This is a genomic window from Streptomyces avidinii, from assembly GCF_014650695.1.
Lineage (GTDB): Bacteria > Actinomycetota > Actinomycetes > Streptomycetales > Streptomycetaceae > Streptomyces > Streptomyces avidinii.
The window spans coordinates 216,332-230,912 of sequence record NZ_BMVL01000003.1; the positions used below are offsets into that span (position 1 = coordinate 216,332).

Annotated in this window: 15 protein-coding genes and 1 pseudogene; 9 read left to right on the plus strand and 7 right to left on the minus strand. The window is 72.0% G+C overall.

What is annotated here, in order from left to right:
* Positions 1 to 68 precede the first annotated feature (68 nt).
* Positions 69 to 1,553: an LVIVD repeat-containing protein gene (locus tag IE257_RS09035; protein WP_189966545.1), complete on the plus strand. Its 1,485-nt coding sequence runs from the start codon at positions 69 to 71 to the stop codon at positions 1,551 to 1,553.
* Positions 1,554 to 1,555: 2 nt separating this feature from the next.
* Here IE257_RS09035 and IE257_RS09040 read toward each other — a convergent pair whose 3' ends face one another.
* The 4 genes from IE257_RS09040 to IE257_RS09055 form a co-directional block, all read right to left on the minus strand.
* A complete protein-coding gene (locus IE257_RS09040) occupies positions 1,556 to 2,194 on the minus strand; it encodes a TetR/AcrR family transcriptional regulator (RefSeq protein ID WP_189966547.1) in 639 nt (212 codons plus the stop codon).
* A gap of 102 nt (positions 2,195 to 2,296) precedes the next feature.
* Positions 2,297 to 3,001, minus strand: coding sequence for a phosphatase PAP2 family protein (locus IE257_RS09045; protein ID WP_189966549.1), 705 nt, complete (start codon positions 2,999 to 3,001; stop codon positions 2,297 to 2,299).
* Positions 3,002 to 3,062: 61 nt separating this feature from the next.
* Positions 3,063 to 4,001, minus strand: coding sequence for a M56 family metallopeptidase (locus IE257_RS09050; RefSeq protein ID WP_189966551.1), 939 nt, complete (start codon positions 3,999 to 4,001; stop codon positions 3,063 to 3,065).
* Between the two features lie 81 nt (positions 4,002 to 4,082).
* Positions 4,083 to 4,643 carry a DUF5134 domain-containing protein gene (locus IE257_RS09055; RefSeq protein ID WP_189966553.1) on the minus strand — a complete coding sequence of 187 codons (561 nt, stop codon included), beginning with the start codon at positions 4,641 to 4,643 and terminating at the stop codon, positions 4,083 to 4,085.
* Positions 4,644 to 4,773: 130 nt separating this feature from the next.
* Here IE257_RS09055 and IE257_RS09060 point away from each other — a divergent pair, with 130 nt between their 5' ends.
* Positions 4,774 to 5,313 carry a GNAT family N-acetyltransferase gene (locus tag IE257_RS09060; RefSeq protein ID WP_189966555.1) on the plus strand — a complete coding sequence of 180 codons (540 nt, stop codon included), beginning with the start codon at positions 4,774 to 4,776 and terminating at the stop codon, positions 5,311 to 5,313.
* A 34-nt stretch (positions 5,314 to 5,347) separates the two neighbouring features.
* On the opposite strand, the gene IE257_RS09065 is transcribed toward IE257_RS09060, so the two are convergent.
* Positions 5,348 to 6,040, minus strand: coding sequence for a glycerophosphodiester phosphodiesterase (locus IE257_RS09065; RefSeq protein WP_189966557.1), 693 nt, complete (start codon positions 6,038 to 6,040; stop codon positions 5,348 to 5,350).
* 190 nt (positions 6,041 to 6,230) lie between these two features.
* On the minus strand, positions 6,231 to 6,857 hold the full coding sequence (locus IE257_RS09070; protein WP_189966559.1) for a PadR family transcriptional regulator: 627 nt from the start codon (positions 6,855 to 6,857) through the stop codon (positions 6,231 to 6,233).
* A 49-nt stretch (positions 6,858 to 6,906) separates the two neighbouring features.
* Between IE257_RS09070 and IE257_RS09075 the strand changes: the two genes are divergently transcribed.
* The 5 genes from IE257_RS09075 to IE257_RS09095 all read left to right on the plus strand — a co-directional run bounded on the left by IE257_RS09075 (position 6,907) and on the right by IE257_RS09095 (position 12,223).
* The gene (locus IE257_RS09075) at positions 6,907 to 8,028 is read left to right on the plus strand and encodes an LLM class flavin-dependent oxidoreductase (RefSeq protein WP_189966560.1); all 1,122 of its coding nucleotides are present in this window, start codon (positions 6,907 to 6,909) and stop codon (positions 8,026 to 8,028) included.
* 236 nt (positions 8,029 to 8,264) lie between these two features.
* A complete protein-coding gene (locus IE257_RS09080; RefSeq protein WP_189966563.1) occupies positions 8,265 to 9,671 on the plus strand; it encodes a DUF6421 family protein in 1,407 nt (468 codons plus the stop codon).
* 26 nt (positions 9,672 to 9,697) lie between these two features.
* Positions 9,698 to 10,459, plus strand: a complete 762-nt coding sequence (locus tag IE257_RS09085) for an SDR family NAD(P)-dependent oxidoreductase (RefSeq protein ID WP_189966565.1) — start codon at positions 9,698 to 9,700, stop codon at positions 10,457 to 10,459.
* On the plus strand, positions 10,438 to 11,532 hold the full coding sequence (locus tag IE257_RS09090; RefSeq protein ID WP_372453053.1) for a threonine aldolase family protein: 1,095 nt from the start codon (positions 10,438 to 10,440) through the stop codon (positions 11,530 to 11,532). Before IE257_RS09085 ends, IE257_RS09090 begins: the two co-directional genes overlap by 22 nt.
* A gap of 91 nt (positions 11,533 to 11,623) precedes the next feature.
* Positions 11,624 to 12,223 (plus strand): transglutaminase-like domain-containing protein, encoded by a 600-nt coding sequence (locus IE257_RS09095; protein WP_189966569.1) that lies wholly within the window; start codon positions 11,624 to 11,626, stop codon positions 12,221 to 12,223.
* Here IE257_RS09095 and IE257_RS09100 read toward each other — a convergent pair.
* Positions 12,159 to 13,433 carry an MFS transporter gene (locus IE257_RS09100; RefSeq protein WP_189966571.1) on the minus strand — a complete coding sequence of 425 codons (1,275 nt, stop codon included), beginning with the start codon at positions 13,431 to 13,433 and terminating at the stop codon, positions 12,159 to 12,161. The two genes, IE257_RS09095 and IE257_RS09100, sit on opposite strands and share 65 nt — an antisense overlap.
* Before the next feature lie 90 nt (positions 13,434 to 13,523).
* On the opposite strand from IE257_RS09100, the gene IE257_RS09105 reads away from it, so the two are divergent.
* Together IE257_RS09105 and IE257_RS09110 are read left to right on the plus strand one after the other, a co-directional pair.
* A complete protein-coding gene (locus tag IE257_RS09105) occupies positions 13,524 to 14,081 on the plus strand; it encodes a CGNR zinc finger domain-containing protein (protein ID WP_189966573.1) in 558 nt (185 codons plus the stop codon).
* Positions 14,082 to 14,108: 27 nt separating this feature from the next.
* A pseudogene (locus IE257_RS09110) lies at positions 14,109 to 14,567 on the plus strand (alginate lyase family protein); the annotation flags it as partial.
* Positions 14,568 to 14,581 lie beyond the last annotated feature (14 nt).

Consider the following 14,581-nt stretch of genomic DNA (forward strand, 5'->3'; position numbering starts at 1 on the left):
AGATACTGCCGGGGTCCTGGTTCCGTTCCCGTGTGGGCGGAACCTCTCGGGCTTCCATGGGAGGCACAGTGACCTCGCTACACACCAGGCGGGTGCGAAACAGGAGGGTGGGGGTGGCCGTCGCCGCGGCCGGGCTCCTCACCACGCTCCTGGCAGCCGGACCGGCGGCCGCCACCCCCGACCCGGGTGACTTAACACCCGGCAGCGCGAACCGGCAGAGCACGGGCCTCGCCGAGGGCAGGGAGCTCGCCCCGGGCGACATCCCCGGCCAGGACGAGATCGTGCACAGCCGGAACATCAAGCCCCTGGCCAACATCCCCAGCACCGATCCCACGGTGATCAACTCCGACCTGGCCTTCCAGGGCAGGTACGCCTACGCGGGCAACTACAACGGCTTCACCATTTACGACATCGCCAACCCGAAGGCCCCGAAAACCGTCAGCCAGGTGCTCTGCCCCGGCGGCCAGAACGACATCTCGGTCCACGGCGACCTGCTCTTCCTCTCCACCGACTCCTCGCGCAGCGACGACTCCTGCAACAGCGTCTCGCAGCCGGCCACCGAGAAGTCCTCGTGGGAGGGCATCAAGATCTTCGACATCAAGGACAAGAAGAACCCCAGGTACATCAAGTCCGTCGAGACCGCCTGCGGTTCACACACCCACACCCTGGTGCCGGGCGACCGCGACCTCTACCTCTACGTCGCCTCGTACTCCCCGAACGAGGCCTTCCCCGACTGCAAGCCGCCGCACGACGGCATCTCGATCGTGAAGGTCCCGAAGAAGGCGCCGACCGAGGCCGCCGTCGTCGGCTTCCCGGTCCTCTTCCCGGACGGCGGCAACCCGGGCGCGCCCACCAACCCCGGCGTCTCCAAGACCACCGGCTGCCACGACATCACCGTGCTCCCGTCGAAGAACCTGGCCGCCGGCGCCTGCATGGGCGACGGCATCCTCTTCGACATCAGCAGGCCCGAGCAGCCGCGGGTCATCGACCGGGTCCAGGACAACGTGAACTTCGCGTTCTGGCACTCGGCCACCTTCAACGAGCGGGCGAACAAGGTGGTGTTCACCGACGAGCTGGGCGGCGGTGGCGGCGCCACCTGCAACGAGGCCACCGGTCCGAACCGGGGCGCCGACGGGATCTACGAGATCACCGGTCGCGGGGACCAGCGCAAGCTCGCCTTCCGCAGCTACTTCAAGATCCCGCGCCACCAGGCGGACACCGAGAACTGCGTGGCCCACAACGGCTCGCTGGTCCCGGTCGGCGGCGGCCGCGACATCATGGTCCAGGCCTGGTACCAGGGCGGCGTCTCCGTATGGGACTTCACCGACTCGGCCCGGCCCAAGGAGATCGCCTACTTCGAGCGCGGACCGCTGACGACGGATCAGCTCGGGCTCGGCGGATCCTGGTCGGCGTACTACTACAACGGGCACATCTACTCGAACGACATCACCAAGGGCCTCGACGTGCTGCGGCTCGACGACTGGCGCACCGAGAGCGCCAAGTGGGTGTGGACGGACCGGCTCAACGTGCAGACCCAGCCCGAGTACCACTGACCTCAGGGGTGCGACGGAGATGAAGGAATCGTTCCGCCGGGCGGCCCGCCGTCCGGCGGAACGCCGAGCTCCCAGTCCAGCCCGTAGCGCTGGAAGAGCTCGGCCCGCAGTCGGCTTGCCGGCATCGGGGCGCCGGGCAGCAGGATCGCCACCGCCGCGCCCATCAAATGGGCCCGCAGCAGCGGGTAGTCCGCGTTCGGGTCCGCCGAGCCGTACCGGACCAGCGCGTCCCGCAGCAGTTCCGCCAGCCGCTGCTGCTCGGGGCACTGCACGAAGCCCTCGGCGGTGAGTATGCCCGCCATGTGGGTGCGCATCAGCAGCGGTTCGTCCCGGAGGAGCCCCAGGATCGCGTCGATCGCGCGCGCCAGCCTCTCGCGTCCGCAGTCGCTGCGGGGCTCCCGCTCCAGCGCGGCGTACAGGGTGAGGTACATCAGCCGGTGCACCGCCGACTGCAGCAACTGCCGTTTGCCCGGGAAGTAGTACGAGACCAGGCCGCGTGCCGCGCCCGCCCGGTCGGCGATGTCGCCGAGGGTCGTGGCCTCGTAGCCGCGCTCGGCGACGAGTTCGACCGCGGACTGCAGCAGCCGCTCCCGGGAACGTCTGCGCAATTCTTCATTGACCGATGCGCTGCGCGGGGACATGCTTACTCCTGCGTTGACTGGCTGTGAGCCAATATACTCAGCGCACGGGGTCGCCTGCTCTGGGTGACACGGGGGATCATCCAGGGCAGGCACGCCGTACCCTCACCGCTCCACCGGGTCGCAGCCGCGTGCGCGCACCGGCACGGACGTCGCGAGAGCCACCAGGGCCACTCCCAGGAGCCAGCCCGCCAGCACGTCCGACGGCCAGTGCACCCCGAGGTACATGCGGGTGAAACCGACCCCGAGCACCGAGACCGCGGCCACCGCCCAGGCGGTCACCGCCCATGCGACCGGCGTCCCCACGACCGGCGCCCCCACGACCGGCGCCCGCGTGGCCGCCGACCGCGCCGGGCCCGGGCGGGGGAGCAGCCACAGGAGCAGTCCGCACACCACCGTCGCCGTCATGGCGTGTCCGGACGGGTAGGCCGCGTACTGCGCCGAGTCCACCGGATCCGACCAGACCGGCCGCTCCCGCCCCACCAAAAACTTCAGTCCCTGCTGCACCACCGAGGCCGCCAGCGTCACCAGGGCCACCAGCAGCGCACGACCCCGGTCGCCCCGCCACCACAACAGGACGCAGGCGACGGCCGCCAGCGCCCGCATCGTCCAGGGGTCCCACACCCAGTCGCTGAGCACCCGCATGAACTGCGTGACCGCGGGATGGGTCACGGCGTGGGCGTGCAGATCCCGCGCTACCCGTTCGTCGTACGCGAGCAGCGGTTGCCACCCCGCCACCACCAGTGCCGTCAGGACCGCCGCGAGCAGCGCACAGCCGATGCCCGTCCACCACAAGGGATCTTTGCGCATGCGGAGATCCTCGCACCGCGGACCGCCGGGCGGCGGTGCGACAGCGCCGGGCGCGCCCGTACTACGCGAGGGCGCTCAGCCCCGGTACGAAGGCCACGACCAGGGGGATCGCCGGGACCAGCGTGGCCAGCGCGGTCAGCCGCAGCCGCCGCCCGGGGGACAACCGGGGCGTCGCCGACAGCAGCCTGCGCACCCGCTGAGGGACGTGCGCGTGCTCGGTCGAGGAGGCTCCGAACACCCCCCGGTCCTCGTTGAGTCCGACCAGCGCCAGCGCGATCGTCAGCCGTCCGAACCGTCGCGAGGCCACGTCGTCGGCGGCCATCTCCACCAGCCGGTGCATCTCCGCCTCGAACGCAGCGAAGACCGGCACCTGCGGGAACCCCCGGGCCAGGGCCCGCGAACAGTGCAGCAGCCAGTCGTGCCTGGCTGCCGCGTGCCCCTGCTCGTGCGCCAGTACGGCATCCAGCTGGCTGCCCTTCAGCCGGCCCAGCGCCGCCGTCGTGACCACCAGCTGCGGGGCCGCGCCCGGCAGCCACCAGGCATCCGGCCGGGTCCCCTCCAGTACGACGAGCCGCGCGCCGGCCGGGTCCTCCCCGGGCAGCAGCGGGGCCCGTTCCAGCAACTCGCTGCCCTGGGCGCGCCGCCGGGCCCGCGCCCGCAGCACCTCACCGATCAGCATCGCCCCGGTCCACAGCCCGCCGCCCGCCAGAGCGAGGGCGGTGACGGCCGCCCAGGGCCCGCCGGAAGCGCCCAGCGCGTAGGCGTCGACCACCCCGTGCGGGGCGGCGGCGAAGAGCCGGCCCCGGACCGCCTGCCAGGCCGCTGCCGCGCTCAGCAGCATCGACAGCCCGAAGCACAGGAGCACCGCGCCGACCACGCACTGCCACACCCACAGGGCGACGACCGGCTCACGCTCGGGCCATCGGGCCCGGGCCAGCAGGCGGGGAGCGAGCACCGCGGTCAGGGCGCCGAGCAGCAGGAGGGCGGCGGGGACCATCATGGTCGCCAGCCTATGAGCGCGGGACTACCTGCGGGTACGTCCCCGGGGCTTTGGTGACGCAGGACACGTCCGCCGAAGCCGTCACATCGCGAGCAGCATGGCCAACATCCCCATTCCCATGGCGAGTCGGCACGCTCGGATCAGTTCGGTGGGTCCGCCCCGCCCTGCGTCCGACGGTGCGGCCGCCCCGCCGCCCGCGGTGATCAGCCTGGTTCCGCCGAGCACCACGTACCCGGCGAAATAGAGGAGCAGCGCCCCGGTCAGCAGCGGCGGCCCGGCCCCGGCCGCGTGTCCCGGCCCGTGTCCCTGACCACCCCCGGCTCCGGTCGCCGCCGTCAGGGTCATGTAGACCATCGTCAGCGATCCCACCAGATGGTGGGCGTGGTGCGCCCCGCCCCGCAGCAGCCACAGGGCGTGCAGGGAGGCGCCGCAGAAGACCACGGCCAGGACGGGGATCCGCCACCCGTCACCGTCTCCGAGGGGCAGCGCCATCAGGGCCATCCCGAAGCCCATCACGGCCTCCCCGGCGGCCCCGCCCGAACCGCGCACCTGCCGCAGGCAGTACGCACCGCTCACCGCGCACAGCAGCACCAGCAGCCAGGAGGAGACGGAGGTGGCGAGGGAAGAGGTGGAACCGTGCACGGCGGAACCTCCCGGTTCGTCGGCGTCACGGGGAGAGATGCCCCTCTCACATCGCCCTCACGCGGCTCCGGGATACGCTCTCCCTGCCTTCCCGGCATGTCATATGCCGCCGCACTGAACGGAGCGCCCGATGACTACCGCCCAGCCCGCCGCCCTCAGTTTCCGCAGCGCCGTCGAGACGGACGTACCGGAACTGGTGGAACTCGTCGAGTCCGCCTACCGCGGGGACGCGAGCCGGGCCGGCTGGACCACCGAGGCCGACTACCTGGACGGGCAGCGCACGGACCCGGACGGGGTCCGCGCCGTCATCGCAGCCCCGGACGGGGTCCTGCTCGTCGTCGAGCGCGCGGGCGAGCTCGTCGCCTGCTGCCAGCTCGAACACCGGGACGACCACGTCTACTTCGGGATGTTCGCCGTCCGCCCCGGGCTCCAGGGCGGCGGCCTCGGCAAGGAGATCCTCGCCGAGGCCGAGCGCCGCGCCCGCGAGGCCTGGGGTGCCAAGGAGATGCGGATGACGGTGGTGAACGTACGGGAGGAGCTCATCGAGTACTACGTGCGCCGCGGCTACCGGCGCACCGGCGAGCTGAGCCCCTTCCCCTACGGTGACGAGCGCTTCGGCGTCCCGCTCCGCGACGACCTCGCCTTCGAGCTGCTGGTCAAGTCGCTCTGAGCGCAGGCCGCCCCGGGTCGGAGCCCGGACGCCGTCAGGCGGTGAAGCGGCCGGTGCTGCGGATCTCCGGGAAGTCCGTGGCGGCGCCGTCCAGTCCCAGTGCCCGCGCGAGCCGCAGCAGGTCCAGGGTGTTGACCGCCCGCCCCGTCACGCGCAGGCCCGCCGCGTGCGCGGACTCGACCGCCTCCAGACTGAGCCGGTGGATGTCCACGGCGATCGTCGCGGCACCCGCGGCCAGCGCCCGGTCCACCAGGGACCCGGCCTCCGCGGCGGGGGAGTCCGAGCACAGGACGGTCCGCACGCCCGGCACCAGCCGGGCCGTCTCGACGAGCACCGCCTCCCGGTCGGAGGCCACCTCCACCCGGGAGGTCAGGTCGCGGCGCAGGAACAGCTCCGCGAGCACCGGGGCGGCGGCGAGGTCGCCGACGAAGGCCTGGAGCGGTACCCGGACCGCATCCAGGACCTCTTCGAGGACCGGAACGTGCTCGCCCCGGCCGGCGTCCAGCTCGCGCAGTTCGGCCAGGGTCAGATCGGCGACGGCCCCCGAGCCGTCGGTGGTCCGGTCCACCTCGGGGTCGTGCACGGCGACGAGCGCTCCGTCCTTGCTGAGGCGCAGATCCAGAGCGATGACGTCCATGCCGCAACGTTCCGCTCGGAGGTACGACCGCAGGGTGTTCTCCGGTTCGACACCCATGACCCCGCGGTGACCGATGGTGAGGAAAGTCAAGGTTCTCTCGCTTCCGTCGACGGCGGCTCCCCGCGCGGCTGCGGTGTCCCGACCGGCCGCGCGCGATGAGGACGCATGCTAGTGCGCCGCGGGTCCGAAGGGACCGGGCGTGCACGGCCCCGCAGGAGCGTGCGGGCCGCTTCCCGCCAGGGTCGTGCGCCCCGCCGGCGCCGGCGGCGGGCCTGCCGCGTCACCCGGGCGTGGGCGCGTCCCCATCGGCTTGACGACCGGGGCTCTGCCGGTTCTGCGCGAGCCCGTCCAGGTCGGTGAGCAGGGCTTCGGCGAGCTCCAGTTCGGCCAGGTGCTGCCGCTCGCTCCAGCGCAGCGCGAGGGTGGGGAAGCTCCATTGAGGTACGCCGTCCGCGTGCTCCACGGCCTCCCGTACGGCGGCCAGTTCGCCCCGGGTGCGTTCCAGGTGCTCGCCGACCATCGCGCGCAGTCGCTCCGGCTCGGCCAGGTGGCCGAGCCAGATCCGCAGCAGCAGTCCGTGCTTGAGTACGGGCGGCCCGGCCTCGGCGGTGTCGGCGGCCCAGCCGGCCAGCGCCTCGCGCCCGGCGTCGGTGATCGCGTAGCGCCGCTTGGCCCGCGTCTCCTCGGGTCCCGAGCGCGCGGAGGCCGCGTAGCCGAGTTCCTCCAGACGGCGCAGCTCCGCGTAGATCTGGCTGATGGCCGGCGACCAGTAGAAGAAGCGCAGGGAGGAGTCCGCCCACTTCTTCAGCTCGTAGCCGGTCCGCTCGCCGGGGAAGGAGAGCAGACCCAGCACGGCCCACGCGGTCGGCGGAAGTTCTTGCTTCTTCGAGTTCTGACTACTAGTCATATTCCGAATTGAAGTGAGACCGGGTACGCGACGCAACCCTGGAGGCACAGTGAAATTCTCCGTGATCTTCGAAGCCCAACTTGCCGACCCGACGGTGGAGCGGGAGCACCAGGTCATCCGCGACTGCGTCGAGCAGGCCGTACTGGCCGAACGCATGGGATTCGACCGGATCTGGGCGGTCGAGCACCACTCCCTGAAGTGGTACGCGCACATGTCCGCCCCGGAGGTCTTCCTGACCTGGGTCGCCGCCAGGACCAGCACCATACGCATCGGGCACGGCGTCGTGTGCATGCCCTTGAACTTCAACCACCCGGTGCGGGTCGCCGAGCGGGCCGCCATGCTCGACCTGCTCTCGGGCGGGCGCCTCGACCTCGGGGCCGGGCGCGGGGGCACGGAGCAGGAGACCTCGCTGTGCGGGGTGGACCGGGACCGCACCACCGCCGAGGTGGAGGAGGCCCTGCGGATCATCGGCCGGGCCTGGCAGGAGGAGGAGCTGGAGTACCACGGCGCGCTGATGGACATCGATCCGCACCCGATCCTGCCGCGGCCGCGGCAGACCCCGCACCCGCCGCTGTTCCTGGCGTGCAGCCGGGGCGAGACGCTGGTCCAGGCGGCCGAGCTGGGGATCGGGGCGCTGGTGATGGGCTTCGCCGGCCCGGAGTCCATCGCGCAGATGCGGTCCGTCTACGACGCCGCCATCGCCGGGCGCGACGGGAGCCGCTTCGTGTCCACCGTGGTCAACGACCACTTCTCCGTGCTCTGCCCGACCATCGTGCTCGACGACCGGGCCCGGGCGCGCCGCATCGGCACCCGCGGCCAGCGGTTCTTCGCCCAGTCCATCGGCCACTGGTACGGCGGGGCGGGCATCCCGGACGAGGCCGTGGTCGCGGGCGCCGACGAGGCCGCGGAGATGCGCCGGGCCGCCGAGCAGGTGGTGGCCCGGCTGCACGAGCTGGACATCCCGGTCCGGCCGACCTCGACGGCCACCTTCAACGCCGACCACGCCTACGGGACCGCCGACGACGCCATCGCGTACGTGGAGCGGCTGCGGGAGGCCGGCGCCGACGAGGTCATGTGCCTGATCCAGATGGGCACGGTGGAGCAGGAGGCATGCCTGGAGACCCTGCACCAATGGGGCGAGAAGGTTATTCCGTACTTCCGGAGCGTGTGATGTGCGCCTCTGTCGCCCCCGGCGCCCCGCCCGCCCCGATCCGGCCGCGGTGGCGGCCGCCGGCCGGGGAGGCCATGGCGCGATTGGGCGGAGTGGTCGATTCCGCGCCGACGAACGGGAAGACTTCCGGTGAAGGAGGGGGTGACGCAGGATAATTTCCCGACTCTCCTCTTGAGCGGAAGAGCCTCGCGCGCATACGCTGCCCATACGTGAGGTTCTCCTGTGGAGGAAGTGACATGACGGAAACTCTTGTGCCCGGAACCGGCGGCGCCGTGATAACCGCCGGAGCGCGGGTGGTCGACCACCCCGCATGGCCCGAGCTCAAGGCCGCCGTGGAGGAGATCCGGCCCTGGCAGGCCAAGGACGGCTCCATCGACTTCGAGGTCGAGGGCGCTCACGGGCGTGCCACCGTCCTCGCCGCCGTGGACCGCGTGATCGAGGCCGTCCAGACGCTGTCCCCGCTGCTCCCGCACGGAGCCGCGTACCACCGCGCGCTCATCGCCGACCTGCGCAAGTGGGCCGCGGACGACTTCAAGGTCCCGGACTTCCTCGACTCCCTGCTGGCCTTCCACCCGGCCGCCGAGCGCGCCGACGGGCTCCAGCACCTCGTCGTCTTCCCCATGTACACCCAGAACGGCAACCTGGACCGCAACCTGGAAGCCGTCGTGCTCAAGATGGTGTGGCCCGAGTGGCTCGCCGAGCTGGAGCGCACCCGGTACGACAACCCGCTCTTCCTCGGCATCACCTTCGAGGACTTCACGCCGGGCTACGACACCCACTCCGCCGTGCTCTTCCCGGAGACCATCGCCGTGCGCGAGGCCCCCGAGCGCTTCACCTGGGGCGGCATCTTCTGCGACCGCGAGGCCGCCCGCTACCGCAAGGTGACCGAGGCCGCCGTCGACATCCTGGGCATCGACCTGCCCGAGGACATCGCCCGCATGGTCGAGGACCAGGAGCGCTGCGAGAAGGCCTTCGTCCTGTGGGACATGGTCCACGACCGCACCCACAGCCACGGCGACCTGCCGTTCGACCCCTTCATGATCAAGCAGCGCCAGCCCTTCTGGATGTACGGACTGGAGGAGCTGCGCTGTGACCTCACCGCCTTCAAGGAGGCCGTGAAGCTGGAGTCCGAGGGCAACGAGCACGGCCGCGACGTGCAGTACGCCGTCCTCTTCGACCGGATGTTCCGCTTCCCGGTCTCCGGCGACCGCAACCGCAACTACGACGGCCTCGGCGGCCAGCTGCTCTTCGCCTACCTCCACAAGCACGACGTCGTGCGCTGGACGGACAACAAGCTGAAGATCGACTGGATGCGCGCCCCGCAGGTCACCAACCAGCTGTGCGCCGAGATCGAGGACCTCTACCGGGCCGGCATCGACCGCCCGAAGCTCGTCCACTGGTTCAAGGCGTACGAGCTGGTCTCCACCTACCTCGCCCCGCACCCGGGCTCCAAGTGGGCCAAGGGTCCCGACGCCCTGGACATGACGCAGCCCCCGCGCAAGCTCGTCGACGACGTGCTTCCGGACGAGTTTCCGCTCAGCATGTTCTTTGAGGCGCTCGCCAAGAAGCTCAAGGGAGTGATCGCCTCCACGAAGGGCATCACCGCCCTGAATGCCGAGCAGGCCGAGCGAGTCGCCGCGTGAGCGCTCGCCCACAGGAGGCTGGACAGATGAACGGCTCCGGGAACGGCAACGGAAAGCTGCACGGAGCGGTGGTGGCGGTGGCCGGGGCCGGCGGCCCCGCCGGCCGTGCCACCCTGCTCCGCCTCGCCGAGGCGGGAGCGGTGGTCGTCGCGTCCGACGCCGATCCGGCGCGGCTCGCGGAGGCCGTGGACTCGGCCCGCTACGCCCACGGTGGCGCCACCATCACCGGTGACACCGTGGACCTGCTCGACCTGGGTGCCACCAAGGCCTGGGCGGAGCAGACCGAGAAGGAGTTCGGCCGGATCGACGGCCTGGTTCACCTCGTCGGCGGCTGGCGCGGCAGCAAAACCTTCACCGACGCCGACCTCGCGGACTGGACCTTCCTGGAGAAGCTCCTGATCCGCACCGTCCAGCACACCTCGCTCGCCTTCCACGACGGGCTGCTGCGCAGCGACCGCGGCCGCTACGTGCTGATCAGTCAGTCCGGAGCGCACAAGCCGGTCGCCAACAACGCCGCGTACAACGCGGGCAAGGCGGCCGCCGAGGCCTGGACCCTGGCGATGGCGGACTCCTTCCGCAAGGCGGGGGGTGACGAGGGCCCCGGCGCGGCAGCTGCGATCCTGGTCATCAAGGCACTGGTGCACGACGCGATGCGCGCCGAGCGTCCCAATGCGAAGTTCGCGGGCTTCACCGACGTGCAGGAGCTGGCCGAGGCCATCGCCGGCGTCTGGGAGCGGCCCGCCATCGATGTGAACGGACAGCGTCTGTGGCTCACTCCGCAACCGTGAGAACCGAGGCAGGCAAGACCGACGCCCGGCGCCACCACGACCCGGCGGTGCGAGGTTTCGCGAGCGACAACTACGCGGGGGTGCACCCGGAGGTCCTGGCTGCCATCGCGCTCGCCAACGGCGGCCACCAGGTCGCCTACGGCGAGGACGACTACACCGAGCACCTGCAGAAGGTGATACGCAGCCACTTCGGGCCGTACGCGGAGGCCTTCCCGGTCTTCAACGGCACCGGCGCGAACGTCACCGCCCTCCAGGCGATGACGGACCGCTGGGGTGCGGTGATCTGCGCCAAGAGCGCCCACATCAACGTGGACGAGGGCGGCGCGCCGGAGCGGATGGCGGGCCTCAAGCTGCTCGCCGTCCCGACCCCGGACGGCAAGCTCACCCCCGAGCTCATCGACCAGGAGGCCTGGGGCTTCGAGGACGAGCACCGGGCGATGCCGCAGGTCGTGTCGATCACCCAGAACACCGAGCTGGGCACGGTCTACATGCCGGACGAGATCCGGGCGATCTGCGAGCACGCCCACCGGCTCGGCATGAAGGTCCACCTGGACGGTGCCCGGATAGCCAACGCCGCGGCCTCGCTCGACGTGCCGATGCGCGCCTTCACGAACGCGGTCGGCGTGGACGTGCTGTCCTACGGCGGCACCAAGAACGGCATGATGTTCGGCGAGGCGGTGGTGGTGCTCAACCCGGACGCGGTCCGGCAGATGAAGCACATCCGCAAGATGTCGATGCAGCTCGCGTCCAAGATGCGGTTCGTGTCGGTGCAGCTGGAGGCCCTGCTGGCCAAGGACCTGTGGCTGCGCAACGCCCGGCACGCCAACGCGATGGCGCAGCGGCTCGCCGCCGGCGTGCGCGAGACGGACGGCGTGGAGATCCTCTACCCGGTGCAGGCGAACGCGGTGTTCGCACGGCTGCCCCATGAGGTCTCCCGGCGGCTGCAGAAGCGTTTCCGCTTCTACTTCTGGGACGAGGCTGCGGGCGACGTCCGCTGGATGTGCGGCTTCGACACCCAGGAGGAGGACGTGGACGGCTTCCTCCAGGCGCTGAAGGAGGAGCTGGCCCGCTAGCGGGTGGAGCAGCACCGCATAGATCTGCATAGTTATACCTCCGACCGGAAATCTATGGATTTTCGGTCGGAGGTATAACTATGCTCCGGTCATGCAGCTGACCCAGCAGAACCCCGATATTCACGCGTACTTGGTGTCCGACGAGGCGATCGACCATTGGCATCCGCTCGTGCAGGAGACCGCCGACGCCCTCTGGTCCACCACCGGCGACGCATACTCATACGCCGAGGCTGCCTTCGAGTTCGTCCGCGATACCATCCCGCACTCGGCCGATTCCGGCGACCTCCGCGTCGCCTGGCGTGCGTCCGACGTGCTCGCGACGCGCAACGGCATCTGTCACGCCAAGTCCCACGCCCTCATCGCCCTGCTGCGCGCCCAGGGCATCCCGGCCGCCCTGTGCTACCAGCGCCTCACCGAGGACGACGGGACGGTCCCCCTCGTGCACGGGCTGATCGCCCTGCGCCTGCCCGGCGGTGCGCGCTGGTCCCGCCTCGACCCGCGGGGCAACAAACCCGGCGTGGACGCCCGCTTCGACCTCGACCGCGAGCGGCTGGCCTTCCCCGTGCGCCCGGAACTCGGCGAGATCGACTACCCGGAGCTCCACGCCCACCCGCACCCGGCCGTGCTCAAGGCCCTTCGGGAGTCCGCCGACCGGCCGCAGTTGTGGCAGAACCTTCCGACGGCCCTGTAGGTCCTGCAGGTCCTGCGGGCGCGGTGGATCCGGTGCGGGCGGCGGGACGTCCGGGCCCGCGTGGCACCGCCAGGGCGTGCAGCAGTGCCGCCGCGAGCAGCAGTGCGGCGATCCCGGTGAGCAGCGCCGCCGCCGGAGCCTCGGCCGCGATGCCCACCAGGGCGGCCCCGGCCGACGCGGCCGTCAGCTTCAGACCCGCCCCCAGGGTGAACACCTGCGTCCGCACCCCGTCCGGTGCGTACTCCGAGCGGATCCGCAGCGTGGCCGTGAGCAGCGGCCCGTCGCACACCCCGGCCACCGCGAAGAGCGCCGCCGTCGCGGCCAGGGAGGGGGCGAGGACGGCCGCCGCGAGGGCCGCCCCGGTCCCGGCGAGCGCCCACCGCACCAGCCGGCCGGGATCGACGGACGTGATCCGCCCCAGCGTCAGCGAGCCGCCGAGCGCGCCCACAGCGAAGGCCGTCATCAGCACGCCCCCGCCTCCCGGGCTGCCGAGCTCGGCCGCCAGCAGCACCGAGACGGTGGTGAGCGAGCCGATACCGACGAAGGCCAGCGTCGTGGCCGAGGTGACGGCCCGCAGTTCGCGGACCCGCCACAGGGCCGCGAGCCCCGCCCCCAGACCGGCCCGGGGAGCGTCCGGGGCCGGGCCCGCGCCCTGGTCCCCGTACGGGAGGGTGGCCGCCAGCACCGCGGCGAGCGCTCCGGACGCCGCTAGGACGGCCATCGCGGGCCCGGCCGAGCCCAGAGCCGCCACCAGACCGACGGCCGCTGGAGCGGTGACCGCGGCGGCGTTGTAGGTCGCGGCGTCCCAGCCGTACGCCCGGTCGCGCCCGGGTCCGGCCGGGACGAGGCCGGTGACCAGGCTGGACAGCCCGCCCGTCACCATCGGCCCGCAGGAGCCACCGAGCACCGCCACCGCCAGCACCAGCGGTACGGGGGCCCGCCCGAGCAGGGCGGTCAGCCCCGCCACCGCCGCCGCGAAGCCCGCCAGGGTGCAGACGTGGAACAGTCGCGGCCGGCGGCTGCGGGCCGCCGCGGCGCCCGCGAGCGGAGCCGCCAGGACATGCGGGGCCAGCCAGGCCGTCAGCACGAACGCCCCGTACGCCGCGCTCCCGGTGCGCTCCAGCGCGAGCAGCACCACGGCCATGCCCATGCCCTCCGAGGCGATCCGTGCGGCCAGCGCCGCGGCCAGGTACCGCCCGAAACCGCCCATGCGACCCCTCCCCTGATTCCCCGTTAGGATGTAACGCGATAGTCGCCCAAGACGTTACGTCATCCGGGTGTACGGCGAAAGGACATGAGGATGGGGGATCTCCGAGGCGGCTTCTCGGCGGCCCGGCGGCTGGTCGACGTTGCCGAGGCGGTCCGCGCGACCCCGGACCTGCCGCGCGCGGAGCTGGCGGAACTGCTCGCCGGGCACGGGGAGCGCCCCGGCGACCTCACCGAGGAGGCGTTTCCCGAGGCGGGCGCCGCCGAACTGCGCACCGCGGCACGGCGGATGGCGGCCGTACTGGGGGAGGTCGACGAGGACCGTGCCGCCGAGGCCCTCAACGCGCTGTTCGAGGAGTGCGGCACCCGGCCCCGGCTGACCCGGCACGACGGCCACCCCTGGCACCTGCACGTGGACCGGGGCGAGGGGGCCGGCTGGGGCGACTGGTTCCTGGCCTCGGGCGCCCTCGCGCTCGCCCAGCTGCTCACCGCATACGGGCGGATCGCCTGGGGGGCCTGCGCCGCCGCGGGCTGCGGGCGGTTCTTCCTCGCCACCGGGCCGGGGAGCGTGCGTCGTTACTGCTCCGGCGGTTGTGCCACGCGGGCCCGGGTCGCCGCCCACCGCCGCCGGAAACGGGAGGGGGAGCAGTAGGGAGGGGGGAGGGGCGAGGAGGAGGGCGGGTCGCAGCCCGCATACCCGCCGTGCTCGTCCATCGACACCCGCGCCGAGCTGGTCGACTACTGGCACGGCCAGAGCACCTTCGTGGACGGACTCGCGCAGGAGACCTGCCGCGACTTCGGCCACACCGGCATGGGGATCGCCGCGGCCATGCACCTCGCCGAGACCTCACGGATCCAGGGCCGGGACCTCTGCCCGCAGTTCACGGACCGGTTCCGGCACGCACTGGGCTTCCACGCCCGGTACGAACTCGGCGAGACCGTGCCCTCCTGGCTGTGCGGCGGGAAGCTGACCAAGGGCCTCGGCCCGGCCACCGAGGTCGGCTACAACGCCCTGCACACACGGCTGGGCGTCACCCTGGAGAACACCCGCCGGCTCACCGAGGGCCGCCGCCCGGCGGGCACCGAGAACCACTTCGAGGCCTGGGAGACCCTCATCCACGCCGACAACCCGAACTGAGGTCAGCGGCCCCG

Bases quoted from the DNA above. Each gene is read 5' to 3' on its own strand.
- IE257_RS09045 (WP_189966549.1), bottom strand. From the start codon at position 3,001: ATGCGCAAAGATCCCTTGTGGTGGACGGGCATCGGCTGTGCGCTGCTC.
- IE257_RS09070 (WP_189966559.1), bottom strand. From the start codon at position 6,857: ATGACTAGTAGTCAGAACTCGAAGAAGCAAGAACTTCCGCCGACCGCG.
- IE257_RS09040 (WP_189966547.1), bottom strand. From the start codon at position 2,194: ATGTCCCCGCGCAGCGCATCGGTCAATGAAGAATTGCGCAGACGTTCC.
- IE257_RS09105 (WP_189966573.1), top strand. From the start codon at position 13,524: ATGGGGGATCTCCGAGGCGGCTTCTCGGCGGCCCGGCGGCTGGTCGAC.
- IE257_RS09060 (WP_189966555.1), top strand. From the start codon at position 4,774: ATGACTACCGCCCAGCCCGCCGCCCTCAGTTTCCGCAGCGCCGTCGAG.
- IE257_RS09080 (WP_189966563.1), top strand. From the start codon at position 8,265: ATGACGGAAACTCTTGTGCCCGGAACCGGCGGCGCCGTGATAACCGCC.
- IE257_RS09100 (WP_189966571.1), bottom strand. From the start codon at position 13,433: ATGGGCGGTTTCGGGCGGTACCTGGCCGCGGCGCTGGCCGCACGGATC.
- IE257_RS09085 (WP_189966565.1), top strand. From the start codon at position 9,698: ATGAACGGCTCCGGGAACGGCAACGGAAAGCTGCACGGAGCGGTGGTG.
- IE257_RS09095 (WP_189966569.1), top strand. From the start codon at position 11,624: ATGCAGCTGACCCAGCAGAACCCCGATATTCACGCGTACTTGGTGTCC.
- IE257_RS09050 (WP_189966551.1), bottom strand. From the start codon at position 4,001: ATGATGGTCCCCGCCGCCCTCCTGCTGCTCGGCGCCCTGACCGCGGTG.